The sequence below is a fragment of the Mesorhizobium sp. M2A.F.Ca.ET.042.01.1.1 genome, from assembly GCF_003997405.1.
Taxonomy (GTDB): Bacteria; Pseudomonadota; Alphaproteobacteria; order Rhizobiales; family Rhizobiaceae; genus Mesorhizobium.
In genome coordinates this window covers 1-20565 of record NZ_RZRX01000055.1, presented here as the reverse complement: position 1 = coordinate 20565, position 20565 = coordinate 1, and the positions used below count along the sequence as shown (strand labels likewise).

Below are 20565 nucleotides of genomic sequence, written 5' to 3'. Positions count from 1 at the left end.
CTCTAGGATCTCGAAAAGGCCGGCTTCTGCTTGGCCTTGAAGGCGCCGACGCCGGCTTTGAGGTCGGCGGTGAGCGCGATGAAGCCGCTGGCCAGCGCCTCGGTCGCGGCCGCGTCTTCCTCGCCCTCGGCAACGCCGATCATCAGCTTGGCGGCCTCGGTCGCCAGCGGGCCACGCTCGGCGATCTTTTCGGCCCAGGCTTTGGCTTCGTCGAACGCCTTGCCGGTTTCGACCAGCCGGTCGACGATGCCGTGCGCGAGCGCGTCCGGGGCGAGAAAAACCTCGCCGCCGATCGCCATACGGCGCACGATCTGTGCACCGAAGCGCCGCACCGCCCGCTGCGTGCCCGACCATCCGGGAACGACGCCGATCGAGGTTTCCGGGAAGCCGAGCTTCACCTGCGTTTCAGCGACGCGGAAATCGCAGGCCGCGGCCAGTTCCAGCCCGCCGCCCAGCGCATGGCCGGACAGAACCGCAATGGTCGGCTGCCTGAGCCGCGCCAGCCGGTCGAAGACGCGGTGGCCGTAGCGGACCCATTGCACCTGGAAGTCGGCGGCGCTCATCGCGCCCCAGGCTTCGACGTCGCCGCCGGCGCTAAAGCCCTTGCCTTCGCCGCAGATGAGCACCACGCGGACGCCCTCGGCCAGTTCCGCGTCGTCAAGCGCCGCTTCCAGCGCGCGCAGCATCGGGATGTCGAGCGCGTTGAACTTTTCCGGACGGCGCAGCGTGACGATGCCGATCGCGCCGTCCTTTTCGAAAGTGACAAGCTCAGTCATGCTTGCCTCCGAGCGAAGCACCGCCGTTAAGCGACAGGCCGATCGGCCGGTCTTGGTAAAGCGCCGCAGGCGTGACCTTGAGGTCATTGGCGACGCCAAGCGGGATCTCGGCCTGCGCCAGCACATCGCGTTCGAGGTCGACGCCAGGGGCAAGCTCCGTGACCATCAAACTGTCCGGCGTCAGCTTCATGACGCAGCGCTCGGTGACATAGGTGATGTCCTGCCCTTGAGCGACCGCGCGTTTTCCCGAGAAGGAGATGTGCTCGACCTGTTCGACCACCTTCTTGACCTTGCCTTCCTGGTCGATGCGGATCGCGCCATTGGCCAGCGAGAGTTTCGCGCCGGCATTGAAGAAGCCGGAGAAGACGATCTTCTTCGCCCGCGACGTGATGTCGACGAAGCCGCCGGCGCCGGCCGTGACATGCGGCCGCGCCGAAAGCTTCGAGACATTGACCGAGCCGTGGCGGTCGATCTGCAGGAAGGAGAGCAGCGAGGCGTCGAAGCCGCCGGCCTGGAAATAGATGAACTGGTGCGGCGAGGGCATGATTGCCTCGGCGTTGGACGCGCAGCCGAACTTGAAGTCGAGCAGCGGCACGCCGCCGACCGCGCCCTGCTCGATCACCCAGGTGACCTTGCCGTGCTGGCCTTCCTCCAAGAGGATGCGCGGCACGTTGGCGGAGATGCCGAAGCCGATGTTGACGGCCATGCCGTCGCGCAATTCCATGGCGACGCGGCGCGCGATGACCTTCTGGATGTTCATCTCCGGCGTGCGGAAACTCGACAGTGGCCGGAAGATTTCGCCCGAGATCGCCGGGTCGTAAGGCGTCTGCGTCGTCTGCAACTGGTCGGGCGCAACCACGATATGGTCGACCAGCACGCCGGGAACGCGCACGTCATGCGGCTTCAGCGTGCCGTTCTCGACGACGCGCTTCACCTGCGCAATGACAATGCCGCCATTGTTGCGGGCAGCCAGCGCCTGCTCCAGCCCGCCGAGATAGGCGCCTTCATGCTCGTAGGTGAGGTTGCCGCGCTCGTCGGCGGAGGTGGCGCGGATGATCGAGATGTTGGGCACGATCGCGCGGAAATAGAGCCATTCCTCGCCGTCGAACTGCTGCACCGACACGATCGGCTCGCTGGCGGCGGCGTTCATGGCGCAGCCCTGGTGGCGCGGATCGGCGAAGGTGTCGAGGCCAACCTTGGTCAGCACGCCGGGGCGCTTGGCGGCGGCCTCGCGGTGCATGTCGAACAGGATGCCGGAGGGCACATTGTAGGCGGCAACGGAATTGTCGCCGATCATCTTCCAGATCTGCGGCGGCTCGGCGGAGGAGGGGCCGGAGGGATAGGAGCCGCACAGCGTGCGCTTCAACAGGCCGGGCTTTGCGAGATGGTCGATGCCCTTGATTCCATACATGTCGCCGGCGGCGATCGGGTGCAGCGTCGTGATATTCTTCGGGTGGCCTTCCGCGTCGAAGCGCTCGCCGATCGCGGCAAGCACGGCGTCCGGGCAGCCAAGGCCGCTCGACGACGACACCGAGACGGTCATGCCGTCCTTGATCAGGCTGGCGGCATAAGCCGCCGAGACGAGCTTGCTCAATCGAGGCTCCCAAGTTGGGAGTCGATGGTCACGGCCTTGCCGGTCTTCGACGATTGCAGCGCGACCTCGGCCGAAGCCAGCGACCAGATGCCGTCCTCGCCGGTGGCGGCAGGCTGGCCTTCGCCGCGGATCGCGGCGTGGAACTGGCGGACCGAGCGCGTGTAGAGGTCCTCGCGGTCGAAGCTCAGTTCTTCTTCGCCCTTGGCCGTGCGCAGCAGCACCGAGCCGATCGGCTTCTGCGTCATCACATTGGCGGCGATGAGCGAGCCTTCCGTCCCGTGCACCTCGAAGCCAGTGCCGGCATATTTTGTCGTGAAACCTTCGTGCGATTGGGCGATGACGCCGGACTTGAAGCGCCAGATGCACATGGCGCCGTCCTCCAGCCCGCTTGCAGCCATGCCGGCCGATTGCGTGAAGGCCGAAACCTCGACCGGATCGTCGCCGAGCACGAAGCGCAGCGTGTCGGCATCGTGCACGGTGATGTCGAGCACCACGCCGCCGCCGGCCTCTGGCCTGGTGATACGCCAGCCTTGCAGGTTTTCCGGCAGAAAGACCGAGTGGAAGACGCGCGCCGCGACCGGCTTGCCGATGCGGCCGGCGGCGATCGCCTCGCGCATCGCCCGGTGCGCGCCGGCATTGCGCAGATGGTGATTGGTGCCGAAGACGATGCCGGCTTCTCTGGCCGCCGCGACCATCTTGCGCGCATCGGCGCTGGTCAGCGCCAGAGGTTTCTCGCACAGCACATGCTTGCCGGCCTTGATCGCGGCCATGCCCTGTTCGAGATGCAACTCGTTGGTGGTGGAGATGTAAACGGCGTCGATGTCCGAGTTGAGCAGGGCGTCGACAGTCGAGACAGCGGCAGGAATGCCGTTCTCGCGGGCATAGGTCTCCGCGCGCTCCGCGTTCGAACTCATCACAACCGCGACCTCGCCATCGGCCTGCACGCGGATGGCGTTGATCATGAACTGCTTGGCGATCGTGCTGGCGCCGATCAATCCCCATCGCACGCTCATGCCGCGTCTCCCACCTGGCTGGTGCGGTCCGGACCGCTGCTTTCCCGCACGACGAGGCTGACGGCGCCGATATGGTCCTCGGCGCGCGTGGTGCGCGACTGGATCATCTTCAGCACGACATGGGCGGCGCGCTCGCCGAGCCCCGCGGTATCGACGGCAACGCTGGTCAGCGCCGGGCTGTAATGCTCGGCCTCGGCGACGTCGTCGAAGCCGACGACGGCGAAGTCCGCTCCCGCCTCGAGGCCGCGTTTGCGCAGCGCCAGAATGACACCGAAGGCAACCGCGTCGTTGAAGCAAAGGGCCGCCGTCGGCGGATCGGGCATGGCCAGCGCCGTCTCCAGGCAGGCCATGCCGCCCTTGCGGCTGGTCTCGCCCTCGACGATCGTCCGGTCGGCAACAGGGATGGCGAACGCTTCGCAGGCTTCCAGGAAACCGCCCAGACGCTCCTGATAGACGACGAGGTCGGACGAGCCGCCGAAGAAGGCGAGGCAGCGATGGCCCTTGCGGATCAGGTGCTCGGTGGCAAGGCAGGCGCCGCGACGATTGTCGGGCGCGATTGCCGGTATGCGGCTTTCGGGCAGCCTGCGCATGGCGAACACCACGGGCACGCCCGCCGCTTCGATGCGCCGGAAAGCCCCAGGCGTCGTGCCGCGCGCCGGCGAGACGATCAGCCCGGCGACACCCTGCTCCATCATCGACTTCAGCACCTCTTCCTGGCGCACCGGATTCTCCGCCGTGTTGGCGATGAAGGGGACTACGCCGGCCGCCTGGAAGACGCGCTCCATGCCGACCGCAAGCTCGGCGAAGAAGGGATTGGTGAGATCGTTGATCACCATGCCGATGACGTTGGAATGGGCCTTGCGCAGATTGGCGGCGCCGCGGTTGTAGACATAGCCGACATCCTCGATCGCCTTGCGCACCTTGGTCGCGGTTTCAGGCCGGATCAGCCCGCTGCCCTGCAGCACGAGCGACACCGTCGATTTGGACACGCCGGCCTCGCGGGCAATGTCCAGGATCGTCGCCTTGGCCCGGCTGGCCATCCTCGTTCCGTCCTCCGCGGTTTTGAGCAAGTTTTATTGGAACGTTCTAATCACCGTTCCAAATCAGAGTCAATCGTGATTCCCGCGAGATTTGAAAAATTGATTGGTCCGGTTCAGAACGCCCAGCAATGCAAGCAATTCTCCACGGCAGGACCATGCCCTTCCAGCTCGAATCCCAAGAATCATAAACCTTCTTGATTTATTGGAACGTTCCATTTATAGGAGCCGCAACGGGAGAGTTCCATGGACATCATCTTGCCTGCGGCAAACGGCGACCGGACCAACTACCGGCTTGTCGGAAAGCCGGTCGAGCCGAGCAAGAGCGCGCATTTTTCGCGCATCGCCTATGCCGCCGCCCATGTCGTCGCCGACCCCATCGCCATGACCAATCCGTGGTCGCGGCCAGCGGTCGACTGGGACAAGACCATGGCGTTCCGTCATCATCTGTGGCGGCTCGGCTTCCGCATCGCCGAGGCCATGGACACGTCTCAGCGCGGCATGGGTTTCGACTGGGCGAGCGCCAAGGAACTGATCCGCCGCTCGATTGCCGAAGCCAGGACAGTGCTCGGCGCCGACCTTGCTTCAGGGGCGGGGACCGATCACCTGGCGCCGGCGGCGGCCAAAACGCTCGACGACGTCATCGGCGCCTATGAGGAGCAGTTCGGCTTCATCGAAGGCAAGGGCGGCAAGGCGATCATGATGGCGAGCCGCGCGCTGGCGGCGGTGGCAAGGGGGCCGGAGGATTATGTCCGCGTCTACGACCGCATCCTGTCGCAGGCCTCCGGCAAGGTCATCCTGCACTGGCTGGGCGACATGTTCGACCCGGCGCTCAGGGGTTATTGGGGCAGCAGTGATTTCGACGCGGCGCTGGATACGGTCGTGGCCATCATCGAGCGCCATGCGGACAAGGTCGAGGGCATCAAGATATCGCTGCTCGATGCCGGCAAGGAAGTGCAGTTGCGCGACCGGCTGCCCGAAGGCGTCGTGATGTTCACCGGCGACGATTTCAACTACCCGGAGCTGATCGCCGGCGACGGCAGGCGACATTCGCATGCGCTGCTCGGCATCTTCGACGCCATCGCGCCGGTCGCCAACGCCGCGCTGGCGAAGCTGGCGCAAGGCGACAAGGCCGGTTACGACGCGCTGATGGCGCCGACCGTGCCGCTGTCGCGAAAAATCTTCGAAGCGCCGACCGAATACTATAAGGCCGGCATCGTCTTCATGGCCTGGCTGAACGGGCATCAGGACCATTTCACCATGGTCGGCGGCATGCAGTCGGCGCGCGGCATATGCCATTATGCGGACGTGTTCCGCCTCTCCGACCAGGCCGGCCTGCTGGCCGATCCCGACCTTGCCTCCGCCAGGATGAAGAGCCTGCTGGCGACGGCCGGCATGTGAATCGATCGCCCCGCGGCGATTTGCGTTCCGCCGGCAAACCTGTATTCGCTTGCCAAAATCGCGTTGCACCAAGGCGGACTATGGGTGAGCAGATGGAAGTTCCCGGCTTGAGGGGGCGGGTGGCGGTCATTACCGCGGCCGGCCAGAACATCGGCAAGGCCGTCGCCCTGGCGTTCGCTCGAGCGGGGGCGCACATCGTGATTACCGGCGGTAACGACCTGGCCAAGATCGAGGCCGTGGCGGATGAGGCGCGATCCTTAGGCGTCGAGGCGATGGCGTCGATCTGCGACGGCACCGACGAGACTGCCATGAACGCCTTGATCGAAAGGGCGGTCGCGGAACTCGGCGGCGTCGACATCGCGGTATCCTGCGTCGGGATAAGACCGCATCAGCCGATCGCGGAGATCACCCTTCAGGACTGGCAGAAGGTGATGAACACCAATCTCGGATCGGCTTTCATCCTGACCCAGGCGGTGCTTCCGCACATGCGCAGGAGGAAGTATGGCCGCCTGCTTTACATGGCGGGCACGGACGCCCTTTTCCCGCTGGCAAACAGGGCGCATGTCGTCGCCGCGAAGCACGGCATGCATGGCCTGGCGAAGGCCGTGGCGCTGGAGTGTGGGCCGGATGGGGTGACCGCCAACAGCATCGCGCCTGGGTGGCTGGATACGGACCGGAACGCGGCGTGGTATCCCGATCTCGCGGCAACCTACGAGCATGTGAGAGCCACGGTGCCGCTCAGGACGTTGGGGACCGCCGAGGACGTCGCCAATGCTTGCCTCTATCTCGCATCGGACATGGGCAAGTTCGTCACCGGACATTTGTTGCACGTCAACGGCGGCGAGTTCATGGTGTAGGACCGCAATCGGCAGGGGGGCGCGTCGGCGTGAAGGGATACTGGCTCATCGTCGGAACCGAGATCTCGGACCAGGAAGCGCAGGCCGAATATGCCCGGCTCTGGAAGCCGATCGGCGAAAAATATCAGGCACGCACCAACACGACGAAACAGCCGCCGCTGCTCGTCGAGGCGCGTGACGCCAAGCGCATGGTGCTTGTGGAATTTCCGTCGCTGGACATTGCCAAGGCCTGCTATGCGGATCCGGCCTATGCGGAAGCCACGCGCTTCGCGCTGAAGGCGTCGAATCGCACGCTTGTGATGTTCGAGGGGGATCTCGGATAGAGGTGCCGCCAGGCGCCAAACGCAGGGGATATGTGCCGGCAACGTCCTGAGTTTATGAGAAGGATGGTGGGCGTGACAGGATTGAACTTGTGACTGCGGCTATGTCAATGCAGTGCGTTCTCGGACTTCATTGCAGAATCCGCCGCAAAAGAACGTTAACCGAGCAAAAACATTCGAACATATCTGTGCCGCGACACGGTGGTGGCAAACTCCTAGCGCAATTCGAGGGGAAAGCCTGAGTCAATCAAGCGCAACCTTCTTTCGCGAAGCACGTTAGAACCCAGCTGATCGTCGGGGGGAGCGCGCAATGGACAGAATCGGTAACCGCGGCAATGGTTTTGAGGCATTTATGGTCTTCATGATCGGCCTCGCCCTGATAGGCGCTAGCATATCGATCGACTTCACCGGCCTCTAACAAGGCTCGCCGGGCCGGTGGACTTCAGAAAACTGACATGCCCGGTCTGCCAGGGCGGCGGGAGGGTGTTTGCATGCAGCCGGTGGAAGACGACGGGCGGAACCTGCTGCCCGGCCGGCACTCACCAGCAAGGTTGCCCGAGGCGCACAGTTAGGTGCACCCCTTGCGAGGGAACCGGCATCAGAAGATGGGTGCTGGAAGATTAGCCGCTGGCGCCACGGAACAGAATGCCGATTTCGGCTTCGGCCAGTGTGATCTGATAGCGCTGTTTGGATCTGTTCGAGTAGATGTCGTCAGCAATAATCGAGACGGTCACATCGCCGTTGTCGCTAATCTGCACATCGTCGAGCCGCAGCGGCGCCGAGTATATGCATTTCGCTGATCCTTGCCTTCGCGCGGGCTGAGTAGATAGCCGCATTTAGGACATCCTCTGCTGTTGCAGGATACCGGGTGCAAGACGGATGCCACCACTTCGGTCCCAAAATGGAGCAAGGCAACAGCCCGCAGACTGCAGAAACTAACAAGCCTACCCCCATCTTCCTCCTTATGGATACATGCCATGCAGTTCAGCACGGCCGTATATCTTCGTTAGCCGGTGAGTTGTTTTGAGTCCGAGCCCTCACTGGTCAGGCCCGGTGTGATTGCTGGCCTACCCCGTCAGCCCGCCGGGCCGCTCCCGGCCTCCGTCGCCGACTGCGGATGTACCAGCGGCGACGGAGCTGGCCCTTGGGCACTAGGGGAAACTGGCACTCATCAAGCTGGCGCCTCGGCCAGTTTCTCGATGGATAAAAATTTGGGACGTCCGTTCACCCTATCTAAATTAGATAGCCCTCATATTTGCATGATCGGAAGTCAGGGCTTATGAAAGATGCAACGGGTAGCGAGTTTTCTACGTGACGATTCCGGAGCAACGGCCATCGAGTATGGTTTGATTGCAGCGCTTATCGCCTTGGGAATCATGGTTGGGGCAACCTCACTGGGCGGCGCGCTAAATGCCGAGTTTGTGTCGATTGCCACGACGCTTAACGGCGCCGGCTCGCCGTGAGGGTGCCCCAGGCTTTACTGACAGGGCGTCCAGCCATTCCGGTGTTCCAGTGTCACGGCGTGGTTCGTGAACTGCAGGTTCCGATCGTCTCGGCCGGCGGCGCGGCACTCGTGGCAGTAGATGATTTTCAGCAGATCCCAGTGCAGACAGGGCTGGTCCGGGCCGAACCGCCTGGCCAGCGCGGCGACGTCAACAACCGCGCGGCGCTGGCAGCCGAAGCGGTGGACGACAAGCCCGTGCCGGCGGCCAGTTTGCCGCCCAGCGTGGCTTCTGAAAACGGATACTCCTTGCCCATGGCGATTTCCAACGAGGTCGCCCACCCGGGTGGCTATCTATCTGGAGAATCGCTCCTTGAGTGCCCTGCTCTAGGAAATTTCTTAGGATCCGTTGATTTGGGGCCAAGTCGAAGTGATTGAGCCTTAGGCCCAGGTGCCTGCGGTCGCTCAGCCTAATTTAGCGATTGCTAATACGCTTCTAGATTGCGTGAGCGGGAGGAAACGGTTGCCACCTAGCCAACCCGCATGGCCGGTACAGCACATCTCCAAACCCCGGTGCGCACCGCTGTCGTGCCGGCGGCGCGCTTTTTACACCCGTCGGGAGGTTTTCTGTGCCATTTCTGTGCCACGCGGCACAAGGGCTTAGCTAAGCTATTGAAAGGATGGTGGGCGTGACAAGGATTGAACTTGTGACCCCTGCAATGTCAATGCAGTGCTCTCCCGCTGAGCTACACGCCCATCCGACGCCGCGCATACACCACTTTTGATCCGGCACGTCAATAGCGGGAATGTGGAAAGACGGCTTCCGTTTGTCGCATCGGCGAAGCGCCTGCCGACGCGAGGATCGATGCAGGCCTCATGCGGCCTGCAGCATCTTCTCGACCTCGTTGACGAGATCGCGCAGGTGGAAGGGCTTCGACAGCACCTTGGCGTCCTTGGGCGCCTTGGAATCGGGATTGAGCGCGACGGCGGCGAAGCCGGTGATGAACATCACCTTGAGGTCGGGGTCGATCTCGGTGGCGCGGCGGGCAAGCTCGATGCCGTCCATCTCCGGCATGACAATGTCGGTCAGGAGCAGCGAGAAAGGCTCCTCGCGCAGCCGCTCATAGGCGCTGGCGCCATTGTCGAAATCGCTTACCTGGTAGCCGGCGCGTTCCAGCGCCTTGACGAGGAAGCGGCGCATATCGTCATCGTCTTCCGCCAGCAGAATGCGTGCCATCATGTCCCGTCCGAATCACCCGCCCCAAGCCTGCCGCCGGGCTAGGCCGTTAACCATCCTGTATATGAGATGGAGCCGGTAAACATCAAGTGAATGAAGGGCATGCCAGATGCGGTTCGAGGCGCGGTTTTGCCGCCTGAAATGCTGGACATGCCGCACGCAAGGTGGCAAGTTTTGCGTCATGACGCAGTGCTTCATCCTGGTTCATAAAAATTGAAGACGGCAGCCGAGGATTTTTCGGTCGTTCCACCCTTCGAAATCCGATCGGGCGCCGAGCAGCGCGTCCCTTTCCTGTTCAACTCGCCGCATAGCGGCCGCCACTACCCGGAGCGGTTCCTGGCCATGGCGCGGCTCGACCGCAACGCCATCCGCCGGTCGGAGGACTGCTATGTCGAGGAACTGTTCGGCGGCGCCGTGCCGCTCGGCGCGCCGCTGCTGGCGGCGAACTTTCCGCGCGCTTATCTCGACGTCAACCGCGAGCCCTGGGAGCTCGATCCGCGCATGTTCGCGGAGCCGGTGCCGTCCTTCTGCAACATCCGTTCGGCGCGTGTCGCCGGCGGGTTGGGCACTGTGCCGAAACTGGTCGGCGAGGGGCTCGACATCTATCCCGGCCGGCTGCCTTTGGCCGAGGCCGTCGCGCGCATCGAAGCGGTGTACAAGCCTTATCACGAGACGCTGAAGCGGCTCCTAACCAGGACGCATGCCAGGTTCGGCTATGCCGTGCTGATCGACTGCCATTCGATGCCAGCCTCGATCCGCGTCGGCGACAATGGCGTTCGGCCCGACTTCATCATCGGCGACCGGTTCGGCATCTCGGCCTCGCCGGCGCTCACCGAGATGGCGATCAGCCTGCTTGTCGGCATGGGCTACACGGTCGCGCACAACAAGCCCTATGCCGGAGGCTTCATCACCGAGCATTACGGCAGACCGGCGCGGCATCTGCATGCGCTGCAAATCGAGGTCAATCGCGGGCTTTACATGGACGAGCGGACGTTCCAAAAGTCGGCCGGCTTCGACGCCCTGGCTTGCGACCTGACCCGCTTCTCGGCCGATCTGATGTCGATGCCCGACCATCATTTCGTCGATTTGCCGCTTGCGGCGGAATGACGGCGCGCCCGAGTTCTTGATAAACGCAATTCCGGACGGAAACCCGCCTCACGCTTTTCCTGGAATTGCTCGAAAAAAAGACCGCATCGTTTTCACGACACGGTCGAAGTCTAGGGAGGAAACGCCCAAGGAGGGCATGGACAGGAAAACCTGTCCGATGACAAAATTATTGTGCGGCGCACAAATGTCAATCGACAGCTGGGTTTTTTAATTCAATATGATGTGGAAATTCCGCTTCGGCGGTTCAGTTGTGGCATTACGGCAACAGAAAGCGGGCGCCTGACCGGTCTTCAGCGCGCCTGTTCTGCGACAAAGAGCGGCTGGCAAGAGCCGCGATGGGGAGAGCGACTTGGACATCAGCACCGATTTCATGCGGCGTGTAGCGCATGCCGCCGCAGCGGAAACCTTGCCGCGCTTCCGCAGCCAGGGGGTGGTCGTCAACAAGGAGGCGGGAAGCTTCGACCCGGTCACGGAGGCCGATCGCGAGGCCGAGCGCGCGATCCGCGCGCTGATCTCTTCCGAATATCCCGAGCACGGCATCCTCGGCGAAGAGCATGGCAGCCAGAACCTCACCAGCCGGCATGTCTGGGTGATCGACCCGATCGACGGCACCCGCGCCTTCATTTCCGGCATCCCGGTCTGGGGGACGCTGGTCGGGCTGACCGTCGACGGCGATGCGGTCGCCGGCATGATGTCGCAGCCTTTCACCGGCGAACTGTTCTACGCCAACGCGTCCGGGTCGCACTATGAAGGACCGGGCGGGCCGCGCAGGCTCGCGACGCGCAAGACGACCGAACTCGCGCAAGCGACGCTGTTCACGACCACGCCGGCCCTGTTCAAGGGCGATGCGCGCAAGCGCTACGACCAGTTCGAGACAAAGGTCCAACTCGCCCGCTACGGCACCGATTGCTATGCCTTCGCCATGCTGGCGGCGGGCAGCGTCGACATCGTCACCGATCCGGGCCTGAAGCCCTACGACATCGTGGCGCTGATCCCGATCATCGAAAAGGCCGGCGGCGTCATCACCACTTTCGAAGGCGGCCCGGCAGAGAGGGGTGGCGATATATTGGCTGCGGCGACGCCGGAACTGCATGCCGCGGCAATGGCGGCGCTGCGCGGCTGATTCATCCTCGCCGCGGCCTGGTTTCGACTGCGATCAGGGAGCGTCGCCGGTGCCTGGAATGAAGGCATCAAAGGCGGCGAGCAGCTGCTCGCGGTAGATATCCCTCTCCTGCAGGATCTCGTGCTCGGCGCCGTCGATCATCAACAGCGAGCCGACGCGCAATTTCCTGGCATAGGCTTCCACGGCCTTGGTCGAGACCACTCGGTCGGCGCCGGCGGCCACGATCAGCATCGGCACCTTGACCCTTGCCATGAAATCCGGATCGCTGACGGCTTCCGCGGCCGCGGCTGCGGCCTTCAGCCAGCGGATGGTCGGGCCGCCGAGCGCGAGCTGCGGCCAGGCCTCGTAGATTCCGACATTGCGCCGGTAGCGCTCGGGATCGGAAGTTACCTTGTTCACCTCGAAAGCCGGCGGCACTTTCGGACGCGGACCGATCGCCGCGTAGAGCCAGCCGAGGCCAAGCGCGCAGAAGATCGCGCACACGCGCCGCACGGTGGCGATCGAGACCGGCATGTCCGGCACCTCCAGAAAAGGCGCCAGCAGCACCATGCGCCGCACCCGATTGACCATGGACGGCGAGGCAAGCAGCGCGATCACCGCCCCGGTCGAGTGGGCAAGGATATAATAGGGGCCGCGGCAGTCGGGCAGCACGATCTCCTCGAAGAATTGCTCGAGGTCGCGCGCATAGTCGCGGAAGCTACGGACATGGCCACGCTGTCGGTCGCGCAGCAGGCGGCTGGAGTCGCCCTGGCCGCGCCAGTCGAGGATCGCGACGCCGAAGCCGCGATCGGCGAGATCGCGGATGGTCTCGAAATATTTCTCGATGCATTCGTTGCGCCCGGTCAGCAGAACCACCGTGCCCAGCAGCGGGCGGGCGACGGCGGCAAAGACGCCGTAGCGGATCTTCTTGCCGTCGGGCGTTGTGAAGAAGCCGCCAGCGGCGTTCCGCGGCGCGGGATTGTCCTCGGTCAGATGGAAAAGATCCGTCATTCGGCGAGTCGCTGGTTGTTCTTTGCCCGAGCGGGCAAGGCGTCGGCATGGTGATAGACGGCCAGGCGGCAAAAGCAAAGGCGCCGCAACGCAACCGCCTTGAATGGGAAGGCCGGAAGTGCCTGCGGCGCACTTCCGGCCTCTGTCGATCCGGGAGGAAGGGACGTTGCACCCGGTTCGGCCTCGTCGTGGCGCCAAGAAAAAAGGCGCCGCTTGTCTCTTGTCTTGACGCAATTCCGGTCGGAAGGCGCCTCGCGCTTCTCTTGGAATTGCTCCAACTTGACCAAAGCTAGCGCCGAGCGGCTGAACGGATGCCGAAGCTGCGGTTCATCCACCGTTCATCAACTTGGCCGCATTGCGGCGCTGAAAAAACCTTGAAATGGGTTTTTGAGCTTCCCAAATGAAGGTTGCGGCCGCCGATTGTCGGGGTCGCTGGCCTATCCGGAACGCCTTTCGAGGGTTTCGCACCGGGTCACACGCAAACCATGTTGCTCAACAGGAGAACACCTCATGCGTCACGTTGATTTTTCCCCGCTTTATCGTTCGACCGTCGGCTTCGACCGGCTGTTCACCATGCTCGATTCGCTCGGCCAGCCCGAGACCGCGCAGACCTATCCGCCCTATAACATCGAGCGCACCGGCGAGAACGCCTATCGCATCTCGATGGCCGTTGCCGGCTTCTCGGAAAACGAGATCTCGATCGAAGCCCACCGCAACGTGCTGACCGTCAAGGGTGAGCGTAAGGAAGAGGGTAATGGCGAGGGTTCTGAGCTGCTCTATCGCGGCATTGCCTCGCGCGCTTTCGAGCGCCGCTTCCAGCTCGCCGACCATGTCGAGGTCGAGGGCGCCACGCTGAAGAACGGCCTGCTCTTCGTCGACCTCAAGCGCAACATCCCCGAGGAGCTGAAGCCGCGCAAGATCGCGATTACCCAGTCCTCGGACAAGGCCAAGCAGATCGAGGCGAAAGCGGCCGCGTAATCCGCGGACTTTTTCCAGACAACGTCTCCCTCCCGAGACGAAAGCGGCGCCGCGAGGCGCCGCTTTTTATTGGTGCTCCCGGCTACCGGCCTTTCTTTTGAAGCTGCGGCGGAGCGTGAAGGACTCTCCTGGTTGACCAGCCGCGTCGTCGAGCCGAGCGGCGGCTCGGTCATGGCAGGACGCTCAGCCGAGCAACTGGCCGAGGCGGTCGATCTCCTCGGTCTTGGTCGCGAAGCTGGCGACGAAGCGGTAGATCGCTTCATTGTCGCCGAGATGGCCCTCGAATCCTGAAGGCACGCCCCATTCATGGAATTTGGCGCCGGCCGCCCGCAGATTTTCAGCCGTGGCGCGGTCCAGGATCGCGAAGACCTCGTTGGCTTGCGGCAACCAGGCGAGCCTGCCCGCCGGTGCATCCTCGATCGTCTCGGCCAGATGCGCTGCCATTTGATTGGCGTGCCCGGCCATCCTCAGCCACAGGTCGTCGGTGAGATAGGCTTCGAACTGGGCCGAGATGAATCGCGCCTTGGAGAAGGTCTGCCCGGCGCGCTGACGCTGCAGGCGCAGGTCCTTAGCGACATCCGGATTGAGGATCACCACCGCGTCGGCCATCCAGCAGCCATTCTTGGTGGCGCCGAAGGAGATGAGGTCGACGCCGCTCTTCCAGGTCATTTCGGCCGGGCTGACGCCGGTCGCGGCAATCGCATTGGCGAAGCGCGCGCCGTCCATGTGCAGCGGCAGCTTATGGCGGCGGCTGACCTCGGCGATCGCCTTGACGTCGTTGACGCTGTAGACCGTGCCGACCTCGGTCGCCTGGGTGATGGTGACCGCCATGGGCTGGCCGGCGGGAGCCAGATCCTGCGAATACCGCTTGATAGCCCGGTCGAGAGCTTCGGGATTGATGCGCCCCAACGGCCCGGGAACCGGCGCCATGCGCGCGCCGCCCGTGTAGAAACCCATCGCGCCGAACTCGTCGACATTCATATGCGCTTCGGAGTGGCAAAGCGCGATGCCGCCGATACGGTTCAACGCGGCCATCGAAAGCGCGTTCGCCGCGGTGCCGGTCGCGGCGAAGAAGACCTCCACCTCACGCTCGAAAATCTCGTTGAAGCGTCGATAGACGGCCCGGTCCAGATCGCCGTCGCCATAGGCGGTCGCAACGCCGTCGGCGTGGCGCGCTAGGTTGGCCGAAATGTCGGGATGGACGCCCGCCCAGTTGTCGGAAGCAAAGAACATCGAGAGGTCCGTATGGTGATTGGCAAAAGCGGCGGGACTTGACCGCTTCGGCGGGAGAAGCGCAAGGGCCAATCGCCGGCAAAGCGGTGAAGCCAGTGTATCGCCTCGAAAGCCCGGACCAAAGCTTGCGTTTCCAGTGTTCGTCACGAAATTATGTGTCGCGTTGCGCCCAAGTTTTTTGTGAATCGGTCTTGTATAGGTTCCTGATTTCTGCCATAAAAAATTTAGGACAGTAGTGCTGTCTTATTTTGTCGCACAAAACAGGCTGGACTGGCGTATCATTGCTGCCATTCCGGCCATTGTCGCGAGCGGCGGGTAGACGGCCCGGCTCTGGCCTGTACGATACCGGATGCGAACCGGGCGTATAGCCGTATGGTTCGATGGATTTCGCGAGACGTGCAGCAAGGATCAAGGGGAAGCCTTGTGCTTCCCAAGGCAAACCAGCGCCCTGAGACAGTCGGGGCCAAGGTGGAGAACGGAGGATAGGACGATGACGGAACTGACGCCATCTGCGATCTACGGCCAGGCCGCGCAGACGAAAGCGGCAGCCGTTAAAAATACCGTCCTGGCCAAAGAGCTGCGAACTGCCAACGGCATGATCGCGCAGGGCCTCTACGACCCGCGCAACGAGCATGACGCCTGCGGCGTCGGCTTCATCGCCAACATGAAGGGCGTGAAGTCGCACCGGATCGTCGAGGACGGTCTGGCGATGCTGGAGAACCTCACCCATCGCGGCGCCGTCGGCGCCGACCCGCTGGTCGGCGACGGCGCCGGCGTGCTGGTGCAGATCCCGGACGCCTTCTTCCGCGAGGAAATGGCGGCCAAGGGCGTCGAACTGCCTCCGGCCGGCCAGTATGGCGTCGGCCATTGGTTCATGCCGCAGGACGCGGCGCTTCGCGCCCATATCGAGGAGATCATCGCCGAATCGGCGCAGTCGGAAGGGCTGCCGCTGATCGGCTTCCGCGACGTGCCGGTCGACAATTCGTCGCTGTCAAAGGCGCCCGATATCGTGGCCTCGGAGCCGTTCCACCGGCAGGTGTTCATCGGCCGTACGGCCGACATCCCGGATGACGAGGAATATGAGGCTCGGCTCTATTTGCTGCGCAAGGTGATCTCGGGCCGCATCTATGCCGAGAACGACAACAAGGACATCGGCGCCTATTGCGTGTCGCTGTCGGCGCGCACCATCGTCTACAAGGGCATGTTCCTGGCCTACCAGGTCGGCGCCTATTACAAGGACCTCAAGGATCAGCGCTTCGAAACGGCGCTGATCCTCGTTCACCAGCGCTTCTCGACCAACACCTTCCCGTCCTGGAAGCTGGCGCATCCCTACCGCATGGTCGCGCATAATGGCGAGATCAACACGGTGCGCGGCAACAACAACTGGATGGCGGCGCGCCAGGCCTCGGTTGATTCCGAGCTGTTCGGCAACAACATCTCGAAGCTCTGGCCCATCTCCTATGAGGGCCAGTCGGACACGGCGTGCTTCGACAACGCACTGGAGTTCCTGTTCCAGGGCGGCTATTCGCTCACCCACGCCATGATGATGCTGATCCCGGAAGCCTGGGCCGGCAACAAGCTCATGGATGCCGACCGCAAGGCTTTCTACGAGTACCATGCGGCGCTGATGGAGCCGTGGGACGGGCCTGCGGCGGTGGTGTTTACCGACGGCCGCCAGATCGGCGCCACGCTCGACCGCAACGGCCTGCGCCCGGCGCGCTACATCGTCACCGATGACGACCGCGTCATCATGGCGTCGGAAGCCGGCGCGCTGCCGGTGCCGGAGGAAAAGATCGTGCAGAAGTGGCGGCTGCAGCCCGGCCGCATGCTGCTGATCGACCTCGCCAAGGGCCGCATCGTCTCCGACGAGGAGATCAAGTCGGAGATCGCGACCAGGCATCCCTACAAGACCTGGCTCGCCAACACGCAGCTGATCCTGGAAGACCTCAAGCCGGTCGAGCCGCGCGCGCTGCGCAAGGATGTCAGCCTGCTCGATCGCCAGCAGTCCTTCGGCTACACGCAGGAAGACACCAAGCTTCTGATGGCGCCGATGGCTACCACCGGCCAGGAAGCTGTGGGCTCGATGGGCACCGACACGCCGATCTCGGCCATGTCGGACAAGTCGAAGCTGCTCTACACCTATTTCAAGCAGAATTTCGCGCAGGTCACCAACCCGCCGATCGACCCGATCCGCGAGGAACTGGTGATGAGCCTGGTGTCGTTCATCGGGCCGCGGCCGAACATCTTCGACCTGGTCGGCACGTCGCGTCGCAAGCGGCTCGAGGTGCGTCAGCCGATCCTGACCAATGGCGATCTCGAAAAGATCCGCTCCATCGGCCACACCGAGGATCGTTTCGACACCAAGACGCTCGACATCACCTATGGCTCGAACGAGGGCGCCGCCGGGATGCACGGCGCCGTCGATAGGCTTTGCGAGCGAGCCGAGGCGGCGGTCGCCGGTGGCTACAACATCATCATCCTGTCGGACCGCCAGGTCGGGCCCGACCGCATTGCCATTCCAGCTCTTCTGGCCACGGCGGCGGTTCACCACCACCTGATCCGCAAGGGGTTGCGCACGTCGGTCGGCCTTGTCGTCGAATCCGGCGAGCCGCGCGAGGTGCACCATTTCTGCTGCCTCGCCGGCTATGGCGCCGAGGCGATCAACCCTTATCTTGCCTTCGACACGCTGCTCGACATGCACAAGCGAGGCGAACTGCCGGCCGAGGTCGACGAATACGAGGTGGTTTCGCGCTACATCAAGTCGATCGGCAAGGGCATCCTCAAGGTGATGTCCAAGATGGGCATCTCCACCTACCAGTCCTATTGCGGCGCACAGATCTTCGACGCGATCGGGCTGAAGTCCGATTTCGTCGAGAAGTATTTCACCGGCACCGCGACGCTGATCGAAGGCGTCGGCCTGGACGAGGTCGCCGCCGAGACGCTCAGCCGCCATGCGGACGCCTTCGGCAGCGATCCGGTGCTGCGCAACAGCCTCGAGGTCGGGGGCGAATACATGTTCCGCATGCGCGGCGAGGCGCATATGTGGTCGCCGGATGCGGTCGCTACCTTGCAGCATGCCGTGCGCCAGGGCTCCTGGGACACGTTCAAGGAGTATTCGGCGCAGATCGACAGCGCGACCGCGCGGGCGCAAACCATCCGCGGTCTGTTCAAGATCAAGCTGGCCGAAGAAACCGGCCGCAAGAAGGTCGCGATCGAAGACGTCATGCCGGCGGCCGAGATCGTGAAGCGCTTCTCCACCGGGGCAATGTCCTTCGGCTCGATCTCCAGGGAAGCGCACACCACGCTGGCGCGCGCCATGAACCAGATCGGCGGCAAGTCGAACACCGGCGAAGGTGGCGAAGAGGCCGACCGCTATCTGCCGCTGCCGGGCGGCGGCAAGAACCCGGAACGCTCGGCGATCAAGCAGGTCGCCTCGGGACGGTTCGGCGTCACGGCAGAATATCTGGTCAATTCCGACGTCATGCAGATCAAGGTGGCGCAAGGCGCCAAGCCCGGCGAGGGCGGCCAGCTGCCTGGTCACAAGGTCGACGCTACCATCGCCAAGGTCAGGCACTCGACGCCGGGCGTCGGCCTTATCTCGCCGCCGCCGCATCACGACATCTATTCGATCGAGGATCTGGCGCAACTGATCTACGACCTGAAGAACGTCAATCCGGCGGCCGACGTCTCGGTCAAGCTTGTGTCGGAAGTCGGCGTCGGCACGGTCGCGGCGGGCGTCGCCAAGGCGCGCGCCGACCACATCACCATCTCCGGCTATGATGGCGGCACCGGCGCTTCGCCGCTGACCTCGCTCAAGCATGCCGGCAGCCCGTGGGAAATGGGCCTTGCCGAGACGCATCAGACGCTGGTGCTCAACGGCTTGCGCAGCAGAGTCGCGCTGCAGGTCGACGGCGGCTTGCGCACCGGGCGCGACGTCATCATCGGCGCGCTGCTCGGCGCCGACGAGTTCGGCTTCTCGACCGCGCCGCTGATTGCGGCGGGCTGCATCATGATGCGAAAGTGCCATCTCAATACCTGTCCGGTCGGCGTGGCGACGCAGGATCCGGTGCTGCGCAAGCGCTTCAAGGGCACGCCGGAGCATGTCATCAACTTCTTCTTCTACGTGGCGGAAGAGGTGCGGGCATTGCTCGCCGAGATGGGCTTCACCCATCTCGACCAGATCATCGGCGACAGCGACCTCCTGGAAAAGCGCGACGTGATCCAGCACTGGAAGGCGCGCGGGCTCGACTTCTCGAAGATGTTCTTCAAGCCCGACGCGCCGCATGAGGCGCTGCATTGGACCGAGCGGCAGAAGCATCCGATCGACGACGTGCTCGACCGCAAGCTGATCGAACTGGCGAAGCCGGCGCTCGAAGCCAGGCAGCCCGTGACCATCGAGCTGCCGATCCGCAACGTCGACCGCTCCGCCGGCGCGATGCTGTCGGGCGAGGTGGCCAAGCGCTTCAAGCACAAGGGCCTGCGCGAGGACACGATCCAGGTGAAGCTCACCGGCACGGCCGGCCAGTCCTTCGGCGCGTTTCTCGCGCGCGGCGTGTCGTTCGAGCTGGTCGGCGCCGGCAATGACTATGTCGGCAAGGGCCTGTCGGGCGGCCGCATCGTTATCCGCCCGCCGGAAGAGGCCAAGATCGTCGCGGCGGACTCGATCATCGTCGGCAACACGGTGCTCTACGGCGCAACCGAGGGCGAGGCCTATTTCGCCGGCGTGGCCGGCGAGCGCTTCGCCGTGCGCAATTCGGGCGTGGCGGCTGTCGTCGAGGGCGTCGGCGACCATGGCTGCGAATACATGACCGGCGGCATCGTCGTCGTGCTCGGCAAGACCGGGCGCAACTTCGCGGCCGGCATGTCGGGCGGCGTCGCCTATGTGCTGGACGAGAAGGGCGATTTCGCCGAACGCTGCAACATGGCGATGGTCGAGCTGGAGCCGGTCCCGGAAGAGGACGATTTGATGGAGAAGCTGCTCCATCACGGCGGCGACCTCGACCACAAGGGCCGCGTCGACGTGTCGGGCGACATGACCAGCCATGACGAGGAACGGCTCTACCAGCTGATCTCTAACCACGTGCATTACACCGGCTCGGTGCGCGGCCGCGAGATCCTCGAGAACTGGCAGAACTTCCGGCCGAAATTCCGCAAGATCATGCCGGTGGAATATCGCCGCGCTCTGATCGAGATGGAACGCATGCGCATGAGCGTGGCGGCGGAATAGGTATCGGGCATGGCCGGAAAGATGACTTTCCGGCCGGCATCCTCACCAACAATCCTGACCCCGAGAGCATGACCCCGCAAAGCGGGAACTCGGCGAAGGTCATGCTCCAGCAAGGTGCGGTTGCCATGGCGGCCTTATGGGGTTAACGGGTGCGCGACAAAAGCGTGCCTTCGGACAGCAGGGACTGGACTATGGGCAAGGTAACAGGCTTCCTCGAGATCGACCGGCAGG

The 20565-nt window shown here is 63.7% G+C and carries 18 protein-coding genes and 1 tRNA gene; 9 read left to right on the top strand and 10 right to left on the bottom strand.

All coding sequences use genetic code 11. From position 1 onward, the window contains the following. Nucleotides 1–2 precede the first annotated feature (2 nt). Genes EOA23_RS11025 through EOA23_RS11010 form a run of 4 tightly spaced genes read right to left on the bottom strand, consistent with a single transcriptional unit; the run spans nucleotide 3 to nucleotide 4423 of the window. Nucleotides 3–776: an enoyl-CoA hydratase/isomerase family protein gene (locus tag EOA23_RS11025; protein WP_127304070.1), complete on the bottom strand. Its 774-nt coding sequence runs from the start codon at nucleotides 774–776 to the stop codon at nucleotides 3–5. Beyond that, on the bottom strand, nucleotides 769–2370 hold the full coding sequence (locus EOA23_RS11020; protein ID WP_127304068.1) for an acyl CoA:acetate/3-ketoacid CoA transferase: 1602 nt from the start codon (nucleotides 2368–2370) through the stop codon (nucleotides 769–771). The genes EOA23_RS11025 and EOA23_RS11020 overlap by 8 nt, the downstream gene beginning before the upstream one ends. Further along, nucleotides 2367–3383, bottom strand: a complete 1017-nt coding sequence (locus tag EOA23_RS11015; RefSeq protein ID WP_127304066.1) for a Gfo/Idh/MocA family oxidoreductase — start codon at nucleotides 3381–3383, stop codon at nucleotides 2367–2369. The genes EOA23_RS11020 and EOA23_RS11015 overlap by 4 nt, the downstream gene beginning before the upstream one ends. Then, on the bottom strand, nucleotides 3380–4423 hold the full coding sequence (locus EOA23_RS11010; protein WP_127304064.1) for a LacI family DNA-binding transcriptional regulator: 1044 nt from the start codon (nucleotides 4421–4423) through the stop codon (nucleotides 3380–3382). Before EOA23_RS11010 ends, EOA23_RS11015 begins: the two co-directional genes overlap by 4 nt. Before the next feature lie 243 nt (nucleotides 4424–4666). Between EOA23_RS11010 and EOA23_RS11005 the strand changes: the two genes are divergently transcribed. The 3 genes from EOA23_RS11005 (at nucleotide 4667) to EOA23_RS10995 (ending at nucleotide 7001) form a co-directional block, all read left to right on the top strand. Next, a complete protein-coding gene (locus EOA23_RS11005) occupies nucleotides 4667–5821 on the top strand; it encodes a dihydrodipicolinate synthase family protein (RefSeq protein WP_127304062.1) in 1155 nt (384 codons plus the stop codon). A gap of 119 nt (nucleotides 5822–5940) precedes the next feature. After that, complete coding sequence (locus EOA23_RS11000) at nucleotides 5941–6678, top strand: SDR family NAD(P)-dependent oxidoreductase (RefSeq protein ID WP_189341578.1); 738 nt, start codon at nucleotides 5941–5943, stop codon at nucleotides 6676–6678. Between the two features lie 29 nt (nucleotides 6679–6707). Then, nucleotides 6708–7001, top strand: a complete 294-nt coding sequence (locus EOA23_RS10995; RefSeq protein WP_127304058.1) for a DUF1330 domain-containing protein — start codon at nucleotides 6708–6710, stop codon at nucleotides 6999–7001. 617 nt (nucleotides 7002–7618) lie between these two features. Here EOA23_RS10995 and EOA23_RS10990 read toward each other — a convergent pair. After that, entirely contained in the window at nucleotides 7619–7834 is a 216-nt protein-coding gene (locus EOA23_RS10990; RefSeq protein ID WP_126059550.1) for a hypothetical protein, read from the bottom strand. A 450-nt stretch (nucleotides 7835–8284) separates the two neighbouring features. On the opposite strand from EOA23_RS10990, the gene EOA23_RS10985 reads away from it, so the two are divergent. Both EOA23_RS10985 and EOA23_RS10980 read left to right on the top strand, forming a co-directional pair. After that, nucleotides 8285–8461 (top strand): Flp family type IVb pilin, encoded by a 177-nt coding sequence (locus EOA23_RS10985; protein ID WP_126059551.1) that lies wholly within the window; start codon nucleotides 8285–8287, stop codon nucleotides 8459–8461. Between the two features lie 59 nt (nucleotides 8462–8520). After that, nucleotides 8521–8877, top strand: a complete 357-nt coding sequence (locus EOA23_RS10980) for a hypothetical protein (protein WP_127304056.1) — start codon at nucleotides 8521–8523, stop codon at nucleotides 8875–8877. A gap of 243 nt (nucleotides 8878–9120) precedes the next feature. Here the strand turns inward: EOA23_RS10980 and EOA23_RS10975 are convergent. Next, nucleotides 9121–9195, bottom strand: a tRNA-Val gene (locus EOA23_RS10975). Nucleotides 9196–9313: 118 nt separating this feature from the next. Then, nucleotides 9314–9676 (bottom strand): response regulator, encoded by a 363-nt coding sequence (locus tag EOA23_RS10970; RefSeq protein ID WP_006199474.1) that lies wholly within the window; start codon nucleotides 9674–9676, stop codon nucleotides 9314–9316. Nucleotides 9677–9889: 213 nt separating this feature from the next. Between EOA23_RS10970 and EOA23_RS10965 the strand changes: the two genes are divergently transcribed. Together EOA23_RS10965 and hisN are read left to right on the top strand one after the other, a co-directional pair. Next, entirely contained in the window at nucleotides 9890–10783 is an 894-nt protein-coding gene (locus EOA23_RS10965) for an N-formylglutamate amidohydrolase (RefSeq protein WP_189341577.1), read from the top strand. Nucleotides 10784–11132: 349 nt separating this feature from the next. Continuing rightward, on the top strand, nucleotides 11133–11906 hold the full coding sequence (gene hisN / locus EOA23_RS10960; RefSeq protein ID WP_127304054.1) for a histidinol-phosphatase: 774 nt from the start codon (nucleotides 11133–11135) through the stop codon (nucleotides 11904–11906). A gap of 33 nt (nucleotides 11907–11939) precedes the next feature. On the opposite strand, the gene EOA23_RS10955 is transcribed toward hisN, so the two are convergent. Both EOA23_RS10955 and EOA23_RS10950 read right to left on the bottom strand, forming a co-directional pair. Then, nucleotides 11940–12896 (bottom strand): alpha/beta hydrolase, encoded by a 957-nt coding sequence (locus EOA23_RS10955; RefSeq protein ID WP_127304052.1) that lies wholly within the window; start codon nucleotides 12894–12896, stop codon nucleotides 11940–11942. Further along, nucleotides 12893–13231 carry a hypothetical protein gene (locus EOA23_RS10950; protein ID WP_127304050.1) on the bottom strand — a complete coding sequence of 113 codons (339 nt, stop codon included), beginning with the start codon at nucleotides 13229–13231 and terminating at the stop codon, nucleotides 12893–12895. Before EOA23_RS10950 ends, EOA23_RS10955 begins: the two co-directional genes overlap by 4 nt. A 175-nt stretch (nucleotides 13232–13406) precedes the next feature. On the opposite strand from EOA23_RS10950, the gene EOA23_RS10945 reads away from it, so the two are divergent. Next, nucleotides 13407–13874 carry an Hsp20 family protein gene (locus tag EOA23_RS10945; protein WP_126059554.1) on the top strand — a complete coding sequence of 156 codons (468 nt, stop codon included), beginning with the start codon at nucleotides 13407–13409 and terminating at the stop codon, nucleotides 13872–13874. A gap of 183 nt (nucleotides 13875–14057) precedes the next feature. Here the strand turns inward: EOA23_RS10945 and EOA23_RS10940 are convergent, their stop codons facing one another. Beyond that, a complete protein-coding gene (locus tag EOA23_RS10940) occupies nucleotides 14058–15107 on the bottom strand; it encodes a low specificity L-threonine aldolase (protein ID WP_127304048.1) in 1050 nt (349 codons plus the stop codon). A gap of 490 nt (nucleotides 15108–15597) precedes the next feature. Here EOA23_RS10940 and gltB point away from each other — a divergent pair, with 490 nt between their 5' ends. Beyond that, nucleotides 15598–20334 carry a glutamate synthase large subunit gene (gltB, locus tag EOA23_RS10935; RefSeq protein ID WP_127304046.1) on the top strand — a complete coding sequence of 1579 codons (4737 nt, stop codon included), beginning with the start codon at nucleotides 15598–15600 and terminating at the stop codon, nucleotides 20332–20334. Nucleotides 20335–20565: the final 231 nt, after the last annotated feature.

Coding starts and splice junctions, on each gene's coding strand:
- EOA23_RS11025 (WP_127304070.1), bottom strand. CDS start 776: ATGACTGAGCTTGTCACTTTCGAAAAGGACGGCGCGATCGGCATCGTC.
- EOA23_RS11015 (WP_127304066.1), bottom strand. CDS start 3,383: ATGAGCGTGCGATGGGGATTGATCGGCGCCAGCACGATCGCCAAGCAG.
- EOA23_RS11010 (WP_127304064.1), bottom strand. CDS start 4,423: ATGGCCAGCCGGGCCAAGGCGACGATCCTGGACATTGCCCGCGAGGCC.
- EOA23_RS11005 (WP_127304062.1), top strand. CDS start 4,667: ATGGACATCATCTTGCCTGCGGCAAACGGCGACCGGACCAACTACCGG.
- EOA23_RS10990 (WP_126059550.1), bottom strand. CDS start 7,834: ATGCGGCTATCTACTCAGCCCGCGCGAAGGCAAGGATCAGCGAAATGC.
- EOA23_RS10985 (WP_126059551.1), top strand. CDS start 8,285: ATGCAACGGGTAGCGAGTTTTCTACGTGACGATTCCGGAGCAACGGCC.
- EOA23_RS10970 (WP_006199474.1), bottom strand. CDS start 9,676: ATGGCACGCATTCTGCTGGCGGAAGACGATGACGATATGCGCCGCTTC.
- EOA23_RS10955 (WP_127304052.1), bottom strand. CDS start 12,896: ATGACGGATCTTTTCCATCTGACCGAGGACAATCCCGCGCCGCGGAAC.
- EOA23_RS10945 (WP_126059554.1), top strand. CDS start 13,407: ATGCGTCACGTTGATTTTTCCCCGCTTTATCGTTCGACCGTCGGCTTC.
- EOA23_RS10940 (WP_127304048.1), bottom strand. CDS start 15,107: ATGTTCTTTGCTTCCGACAACTGGGCGGGCGTCCATCCCGACATTTCG.
- gltB (WP_127304046.1), top strand. CDS start 15,598: ATGACGGAACTGACGCCATCTGCGATCTACGGCCAGGCCGCGCAGACG.